The organism is Streptomyces calidiresistens (genome assembly GCF_014141525.1).
Taxonomy (GTDB): Bacteria; Actinomycetota; Actinomycetes; order Streptomycetales; family Streptomycetaceae; genus Streptomyces; species Streptomyces calidiresistens.
Map to the genome: position 1 here is coordinate 1 of NZ_VKHS01000941.1, position 1,886 is coordinate 1,886.

Here is a 1,886-nt window from a genome sequence, read left to right on the forward strand (position 1 = left end):
GGGGTCGTTCGGGGTGGTTTCGGGGCCGTGCGGGGTGGATGACGATCCCCCGCGGTCACCTCCCGCGTCCCGGCGCCCCGGCCGGCGGGGACGACACGCCCGGGCGCGGGGCAGCGGATTCGGTCCGCCGGCGCCCGCGCCGGACCCGCCCGATCGGTGCACATGACAGGATTCACGTCTCTTTCCCGTCCGATACGCCGGAGTTCGGTGCGGAGGGCGCCCCCGGGGGCTGTAGCCTGAATGACGGATTCGACGGTGGTGAACCCCTGGAGGTGAGGCTGACATGCGCAGCGAACCTCCCAGTCATGCCGGGCGCCGCGCCCGCCACCCCCGTCCGACCTCCTGATCGGGTCGTCGGCCCGGGGGGCGGTCGGCGTGTGCGCTCCCCCGGACGCCCGTGACCGACCGATCCGCACCGGGAGAACCCCGTCATGACGCACCTCCCCACCCTGCTCGACGAGCACGACCTCGCCGGCGCCATGGAGTGGCTGGAGACCCAGCCCGCCTACTCGATCGCCGACGAACTGGCCCGCATGGACGCCGTGAACTCGGTGGTCTCCTTCCGGCTCCTGGACAAGGACCGGGCCCTGGAGGTCTTCGAGGAACTGGACCCGGTGGACCAGCAGCAGATCCTCGAGGGCCTGCGCGACCAGCCCTTCCGCGACCTCGTCGAGGGCATGGACCCCGACGACCGGGCCCGGATGCTCGGCGAGGTCCCCGCCAAGGTGGCCCGCCGGGTCCTGGCCGGCCTCAGCGCCCACGAGCGGCAGATGACCGCCGCCCTGCTGGGCTACCCCGAGGGATCCGTCGGCCGGTACATGACCCCGGAGACCGTCGCCCTCCAGCAGAACCTCACCGTCGCCGAGGCCCTGGAGGTCGTCCGGCGGCGCGGAGCCGGCGCCGAGACCATCTACACCCTCCCCGTGGTGGACACCGGTCGCCGGCTGACCGGGATCGTCGAGCTGCGGGAACTGGTGCTGGGCGACCCCAACGCCCAGGTCGCGCAGCTGGTGGAGACCGAGCCGCAGCGCGCCCGCGCCACCGACCCCGCCGAGCAGGCCGCCCGCCTGATGCGGGAGACCAACGTGCTCAACCTCCCCGTCGTGGACAGCGAGGACCGCCTGGTCGGCCTGCTGACCATCGACGACGCGGTGGAGGTCATCGAGGCCGCCGACACCGAGGACGTGGCCCGGCAGTCCGGCGCCGAGCCGCTGGAGCGGCACTACATGTCGGCGAGCGTCTTCCAGCTCTCCCGCGCCCGGGCGATGTGGCTGACGCTGCTGCTGGTCGCGGCGACGCTCACCGTCTCGGTCACGCAGGCGTTCGAGGGCGAGCTGGAGACGGTCACCCAGCTGGCCCTGTTCATCCCGCTGCTCATCGGCACCGGCGGGAACGCCGGCGCCCAGGCGGCCACGGCCGCCGTCCGTGCCCTGGCCGTCGGCGAGGTGCGCACCTCCGACCTGCTGAAGGTGATCTGGCGCGAGTGCCGCACGGGGCTGTTGCTGGGCATCATGCTCGCGGTCATCGGCTTCTCGGTGGGCGCGGCCTTCGTCGGCCTGGACATCGCCGCGGTGGTGGCGGTGACCCTGGTGATCATCTGCGCCTGGGCCGCCACGGTCGGCGGCACGATGCCCCTGCTGGCCAAGAAGGCCCGGATCGACCCGGCCGTGGTCTCCGCGCCGATGGTCACCACCCTGGTGGACGCCACCGGCCTGGTCATCTACTTCAGCACCGCGAAGCTGATCCTCGGCATCTGAGACCGGGACGACCGCCCGATGCCCCGACGCCGGGGCGTCGAACGGCCGCCCCGGTTCCGCCGCACCGACCCGGACCCGCCCCACCGGTTCCACCGGTGGGGCGGACGCGTTGTCGGGGAGGCGTGGGAG

At 73.3% G+C, this 1,886-nt stretch carries 1 protein-coding gene; it reads left to right on the forward strand.

Annotation, left to right across the window (positions count from 1 at the left end):
- The first annotated feature begins 431 nt into the window (after positions 1–431).
- The gene (gene mgtE / locus FOE67_RS24360; RefSeq protein ID WP_182666984.1) at positions 432–1,757 is read left to right on the forward strand and encodes a magnesium transporter; all 1,326 of its coding nucleotides are present in this window, start codon (positions 432–434) and stop codon (positions 1,755–1,757) included.
- Positions 1,758–1,886: the final 129 nt, after the last annotated feature.

Excerpts from the sequence above, each read along its gene's own strand:
- mgtE (WP_182666984.1), top strand. The coding sequence starts at position 432 with ATGACGCACCTCCCCACCCTGCTCGACGAGCACGACCTCGCCGGCGCC.